Source organism: Synechococcus sp. BA-124 BA4 (assembly GCF_034931165.1).
In genome coordinates this window covers 21,775-27,912 of the sequence record NZ_JAYGIA010000013.1, presented here as the reverse complement: position 1 = coordinate 27,912, position 6,138 = coordinate 21,775, and the positions used below count along the sequence as shown (strand labels likewise).

The window sequence follows — 6,138 nt, the reverse complement described above, 5'->3', positions numbered from 1 at the left end:
GCCTGCTGCTGGTGCCGGCCCTCGCGTTCGACCGCCGCGGCTTCCGGCTCGGCTATGGCGGCGGCTGGTTCGACAGGTTGCGGGCCGATCCCCGCTGGCGATCGGTGCCGGCCCTGATCGTGGCTCCCGCCGCCTGCGCCGTGGAGCGGTTGCCGGTGGATCCGTGGGATGTGCCGTTCGACGGCTGGCTCAGCGACGGGGGGATCGAATGGTTGCAACCTGTTGAGAGGGACTCGGCGTGATGCTCCCCGCGCCGATCCTTTGCCAGGATCCCCGGGTGCGACCCCGTGTTTCCTTGGATCTCAGCCTCGATCACTCCCGCCCATCACCCGCCCGGCGGGTCGGTGCCCCCGCGATCGGGTCCGGCACGGTGCCCGAGCGGGTGATGGCTGCGGAGCTTGGCCACCGCTCTCAGCCGAGTGAAGCCCTCTCGATGATGGTCAGCTCCATGGTCCGCATGGTTCAGGCCGGCAAAGGCCAGGCCGCCGGCAGCCGCTGGTCAGCCTCCTGAGGGCGCCCTAACCTGGCCTCCTGTCCTTTCGGACGCGACCACGCTCTGCCGATGACGACTTCACGCTTCGCACGGCTCTGCAGCCTGCTCTCCCTCCCAGTCCTGGGAACCCTGGTTGGGCTTGTCGCAGCTCCAGGCAGGGTCGAGGCCCATGCGATCGAATCAAGCCTGGATCGGCTGGAATCCCTGAGGGATGGGCTGATGCTCGAAAGCCGCTTCTCCAATGGTGAGCCCGTGAAGGCCGCCATGGTGAGGCTGGTGCCTCCCAATGGCGGCCAGCCCCTGGAGGTGGGTCGGATCGATGCCCAGGGGCGCCTCAGTTTCAACATGCCCAAGGGCGCCGAAGGAGACTGGGAGCTGCAGGTGGATGGGGGCCCCGGACACCGTGACTTTCTCGAGCTGCCCACCCATTCGGGCCAGGCACAGCTCGATCGTGTGAGCAGCTCCAGCTCCGGTCAGTGGCTGAAGCCCACACAGGACCTGGCCCATCGGCACGGCTCGATGCTGCTGATCGGCGGCATCACCGGACTGGGCGCTCTGGTGGGTGGTCTGGCGGTGCAGCGGCGCCGCCGCGGCTGAAGGCAAGCGCCACACTGGGGCCACTTCCGCCCTGACCCCCTTCATGAGCACCGGCAGCGAAAGCCTCGACGCGATCGTGGAGCGCCTGCGGGGCACCAGTGACCCCAGACGCCGCTACGAGTACGTGCTCTGGCTGGCCAAGAAACTCGAACCGCTGCCCGACGAATTCCGTCAGGAGGTGTTCAAGGTGAAGGGCTGTGTCTCGCAGGTGTACGTGGTGGGGCAGCTGATCGATGGCAAGCTCCACTGGCGAGGGGATTCGGATGCTCAGATCACCAAGGGGTTGCTGGCCCTGCTGATCGCTGGGCTGGAGGGACTCTCGCCAGACCAGGCTGCTGAGCTCGACCCCGGTTTTCTGGCCGAGACGGGCCTGCAGGCGAGCCTCACCCCCTCCCGTGCCAATGGATTCCTGAACATCCTCAAGATGATGCAGGCCCAGGCCAGGAGCCTGGCAGCGGAATGATTTCTAGGATCATCAGTTTCGCGGCGCAATCGGCATGACCATCGGCATCGGCTTGCTCGGTCTGGGCACGGTGGGAGCCGGTGTCGCCGAGATCCTCACCTCCCCGGCCGGTCGCCATCCACTGGTGGCGGAGCTTGAGCTGCGGCGCATCGCCGTACGCGATCCGAACCGGCCCCGGCCCGTGACCCTGGCTCCTGAGTTGCTCTGCACCGACCCGGCCGAGGTGGTGAACGACCCCTCGGTGGAGATCGTCGTGGAGGTGATGGGCGGGCTGGAGCCTGCCCGCACGCTGATCCTCGCGGCCATTGCCGCCGGCAAGTCGGTGGTGACGGCCAACAAGGCGGTGATCGCCCGCCATGGAGAGGAGATTGCCGATGCCGCCGCCCGCCAGGGGGTTTACGTGCTGATCGAAGCAGCGGTGGGAGGCGGCATTCCCATCATCGAGCCCCTCAAGCAATCCCTGGGGGGCAACCGCATCCAGCGGGTGAGCGGCATCATCAACGGCACCACCAATTACATCCTCACCCGCATGACGGATGAGGGGGCCGCCTACGCCGAGGTTCTGGCGGAGGCCCAGAGCCTGGGTTACGCCGAGGCTGACCCCGCCGCCGATGTCGAGGGGCATGACGCCGCCGACAAGATCGCGATCCTCGCCGGCCTGGCCTATGGCGGCTCCGTGGAGCGTTCATTGATTCCCACCGCCGGCATCAGTGAGCTTCAGGCGCGGGATGTGGGCTACGCCAGCCAGCTGGGCTACCGGGTGAAGCTGCTGGCCGTGGCTCAGCACCTGGGCACAGAGGCCAACGGCGAAGAATGCCTTGATGTCCGGGTGCACCCGACGCTGGTGCCCGCCGATCATCCCCTGGCGGTGGTCAATGGGGTCAACAACGCGATCCTGGTCGAGGGAGATCCCGTGGGGAGGGTGATGTTCTACGGTCCCGGGGCAGGGGCAGGGCCTACCGCCTCGGCCGTGGTGGCCGACATCCTCAACATCGCCGGCATCCGCCAGGTGGGCGGCTCCGGCGGCGGGCTGGATCCCCTGCTGGCGGCCAGCCGCTGGCGCCGCTGCCGTCTGGTGGAGAGCTCCCGCACCAGCCACCGCAACTACGTGCGCCTGCAGACCAACGACCAGGCCGGGGTGATCGGTCGGATCGGCAGCTGCTTCGGTCAGGAGGAAGTGTCGATCCAGTCGATCGTGCAGCTGGAGGCCAGCGGCGGCCAGGCCGAAATCGTGGTCATCACCCACGAAGTGGAGGAGGCCCGATTTCAGGCGGCACTCGCCGCAATCAGGGCCCTCTGCGAAGTCCAGAGCGTGGCGGCATGCCTGCGCACCCTCTGAGGTCATCAGCAGTCCTGCTGGTGTCGAGAACGAGTGCTCATGCCGCGATGGTTGACGGGCAGGGGGCGGGCAGAGTCAAGATGGAAACATTCCGCAAATTTCACGCGGATGCGGACGCCCTCATCGGTCCCCTCCAGTTGTTCAGCCTGAACGCCAGCTCAGCCGTCCCTGCGAAACCCTGAATCCATCACGGACGTTCCCCATCACCTCTCCTCACCGCTTCCCGGTACCGAGCCCTGACCGCTTTCCCTGCCAGCCCTGATCAGGGCAGCTGTTCGTCCCACCACCCCGCGACCGTCATGACCCTTCATCAGGGTGACTGCGTGCACCTTGCCACCGATCTGGCCATCAGCGCCGGTCTCCCTGGCGGCGAGAGTTCCTCCACCTGGACCATCGGCGAGACCGCTCAGACTCAGGACACGGTGTATCAGGTGATCGGTGTGGATGCCCTCCGTGACCGCTGCTGGGTGCGGCGCTGGCCCCTGGCACGGCACGGCTCTCCGGTGTTCGAGGTGTCGATCCGCCAGGTGGAGCTTCATCACCTTCCCCAGTCCCGGAGCTGCCCGTCTCGGTCTTGAATGGGGGCTTCTGAGCACCCGGGAGCATCCTGCACGCTTTGCCTGGCCTGAAGCCGCTGCGTTCGGTCTCCCTGCTGGCCGCCCTGGTGGTGCTGCTGCTGGGCTGCCAGCCCCAACGTCCGGGGGGGAGGCTTGTGGTGGGCAGCCGCACGAGGATCGACTCAGTAGACCCGGCGGCCACCTACAGCTTCGGGGCCCTGCAGCTGATCAGCGCGGTCGGTGATCCCCTCTACGCCATCAATGCCAGGGGGGAGCTGCAGCCCCGTCTGGCGACGGCTCTGCCGAGGATGAGTCCTGATCGCCTCACCGCCTGGGTGCCGCTGAGGCGTGGGGTGCGCTTCCACGACGGCACCCGCTTCGATGCCGCCGCCATGGTGTTCACCCTGGAGCGCTTTCTGGCCATCGGCAAGCTGAGCTACCTGCTGGGGGATCGCATCGTTTCCGTGCGCGCCAGCGGCAGCCATGAGCTGGAACTGAGGCTGCGGCGTCCCTTCAGCGCCCTGCCCCAGCTGCTGAGCGCCGTCAGTCTCACCCCCCTCTCCCCCACCGCCTACCGAAGTCACGGCAAGCGCTTTCTCAACGACCGCTTCGTGGGAACAGGCCCCTACAGGCTCACCTTCTTCGCCGACCAGCAGCAGCGGCTGGAGCCCTTCACCGACTACTGGGGGGAGCGTCCCGCCAACAGCGGTCTCGACCTGGTCAACCTCAGCAACTCCACCGCTCTCTACGGGGCTCTGCGCAGCGGCGAGGTGGATGTGCTGCTCTCCACCAGCCTGGAGGGAGACCAGCAGCTCTCGCTGCACCAGGACGCCCAGAAGGGCCGCCTCCTGGAAGGGGTGGGTCCCGCGCTTGAGATCGGCTACCTGACCCTGCTCAGCGACCAGCCGCCCCTGAAGAACCCCGTGGTGCGCCGTGCCATTGCCCACAGCCTCGACCACGACCTGATCAGCCAGCGGGTCACCCATGGCCTGCGGCCGCCGCTGCGGGATCTGGTGCCCCCCAGCCTGAGCGGCTCCGAACCGACGGCCTGGCCGGCCTACGACCCGGCGGAGGCCCGGCGACTCTTCGAACAGGCCGGCTACTGCCGGGGCCGGACGCTGAACCTGCCCTTCACCTTCCGCTCCAACATCCCCGCCGACAAGCTGTTCGCCCTGATCTGGAAGGAACAGCTGCGCCGGGATCTGGGGGACTGCATCGTCCTGGAGGTGAACGGGATGGAATCCACCACGGCCTACCGTCAGCTCGGCGAGGGAGCTTTCGCCTCGATCCTGCTGGAGTGGATGGGCGACTACCCCGACGCCGACAACTATCTGCAGCCGCTCCTGGGTTGTGACAAGGCCGTGGGTCATCGCTGTCTGGAAGGGCCCAGTGCCTCCAGCGGCAGCTTCTGGACCCGCCCTGGCCTGAACGAGGAGCTGCTTCTGAGCCAGAGCCTGGAGGGGGCCGAGAGGATCAGGCTCCTCCAGCGTCTGCAGCGGGACACCGCCGCCGCGGCCCCCTACATCCCGGTCTGGCTGGTGGCGCCCAGGGCCTGGGCCCAGGCTGGGCTGAGCACTCCGCAGTTCGATGGTTCCGGCCGCGTCGTGCTCAGCCGGCTCCAGCAGCGGCCTGCGGCTTCGAGCGCTTCGAGGCCTGCGCCATGAGCCGCCGCCGCCAGTTGCTGGGCTACCTGGGCAGCCGGCTGCTGCTGGCCCCTGTGATGCTCTGGCTGATCGCCACCCTGGTGTTTCTGCTGCTGCGGCTGGCCCCTGGGGATCCCATCGACGCCCTGCTGGGCACCCGGGCACCGGAGGCGGCGCGGCAGGCCCTTCGCCAGCAGCTGGGCCTCGACCAGCCCCTGCCCGCCCAGTACGGTCACTTCCTGGCTGATCTGCTCAGGGGCAATCTGGGGGAATCGCTCACCAACCAGACCCCGGTGCTGGAGGTGATCCGCCAGAGCCTGCCCGCCAGCCTGGAGCTGGGGCTGTGCGCGCTGCTGATCGCCGCGGTTCTCGGGCTGGCGGTGGGCTTTAGCGGCATCGCCCGCCCGGAGGGCAGGCTCGACCTGGCCGGACGCCTCTACGGCATCGGCACCTATGCCCTGCCGCCGTTCTGGGCGGCGATGGTCATCCAGCTGATCTTCGCCGTCTGGCTGGGCTGGCTGCCGGTGGGGGGGCGCTTCCCCGCCACTCTGATGCCCCCCAGCGGCACCGGCTTCTATCTGCTCGACAGTCTGCGTGCCGCCAATCCCCAGCAGCTGGCTGGCAGCCTGCGGCACCTGGTGCTGCCCGCCGCCACCCTCGGCCTGCTGCTCAGCGGCATCTTCGCCAACGCCCTGCGGCTCAACCTGCGGCGGGTGCTGCGCTCCGACTACGTGGAGGCGGCCCGCAGCCGCGGCCTCAGCGAAACCCGGGTGGTGCTCCGCCATGCCCTCCCCAATGCGCTGCTGCCCGTGCTCACGATCACCGGCATCACCGTGGCCTCGCTGATCGGCGGCGCTCTGCTGATCGAGGTCACCTATTCCTGGCCCGGGATCGCCTTCCGGCTGCAGGAGGCCATCGGGCAACGCGACTACCCCCTCGTGCAGGGGATCGTGGTGGTGGTGGCAGCCCTGGTGGTGCTGGTGAGCGTGACGGTGGACATGCTGGTGGCGGTGCTGGATCCCCGCATCCGCTTCTGAGCAGCCCGT

General features: G+C 68.2%; 8 protein-coding genes. All 8 read left to right on the top strand.

Annotated elements, in window-relative coordinates; all coding sequences use genetic code 11:
• The coding region (locus VB734_RS02405; RefSeq protein WP_323242889.1) for a 5-formyltetrahydrofolate cyclo-ligase at window positions 1-242 on the top strand (242 nt) is incomplete at its 5' end.
• A 53-nt stretch (window positions 243-295) separates the two neighbouring features.
• On the top strand, window positions 296-511 hold the full coding sequence (locus VB734_RS02400; RefSeq protein ID WP_197165398.1) for a hypothetical protein: 216 nt from the start codon (window positions 296-298) through the stop codon (window positions 509-511).
• 51 nt (window positions 512-562) lie between these two features.
• Window positions 563-1,090, top strand: a complete 528-nt coding sequence (locus tag VB734_RS02395) for a hypothetical protein (protein WP_322782584.1) — start codon at window positions 563-565, stop codon at window positions 1,088-1,090.
• Window positions 1,091-1,133: 43 nt separating this feature from the next.
• On the top strand, window positions 1,134-1,553 hold the full coding sequence (locus tag VB734_RS02390) for a SufE family protein (protein WP_197165400.1): 420 nt from the start codon (window positions 1,134-1,136) through the stop codon (window positions 1,551-1,553).
• A 34-nt stretch (window positions 1,554-1,587) separates the two neighbouring features.
• Window positions 1,588-2,892: a homoserine dehydrogenase gene (locus VB734_RS02385; RefSeq protein WP_197165402.1), complete on the top strand. Its 1,305-nt coding sequence runs from the start codon at window positions 1,588-1,590 to the stop codon at window positions 2,890-2,892.
• Between the two features lie 299 nt (window positions 2,893-3,191).
• Window positions 3,192-3,470 carry a hypothetical protein gene (locus tag VB734_RS02380; protein WP_322782583.1) on the top strand — a complete coding sequence of 93 codons (279 nt, stop codon included), beginning with the start codon at window positions 3,192-3,194 and terminating at the stop codon, window positions 3,468-3,470.
• A gap of 47 nt (window positions 3,471-3,517) precedes the next feature.
• Complete coding sequence (locus VB734_RS02375) at window positions 3,518-5,113, top strand: ABC transporter substrate-binding protein (RefSeq protein ID WP_197167050.1); 1,596 nt, start codon at window positions 3,518-3,520, stop codon at window positions 5,111-5,113.
• On the top strand, window positions 5,110-6,129 hold the full coding sequence (locus VB734_RS02370) for an ABC transporter permease (RefSeq protein WP_197165403.1): 1,020 nt from the start codon (window positions 5,110-5,112) through the stop codon (window positions 6,127-6,129). The genes VB734_RS02375 and VB734_RS02370 overlap by 4 nt, the downstream gene beginning before the upstream one ends.
• Window positions 6,130-6,138: the final 9 nt, after the last annotated feature.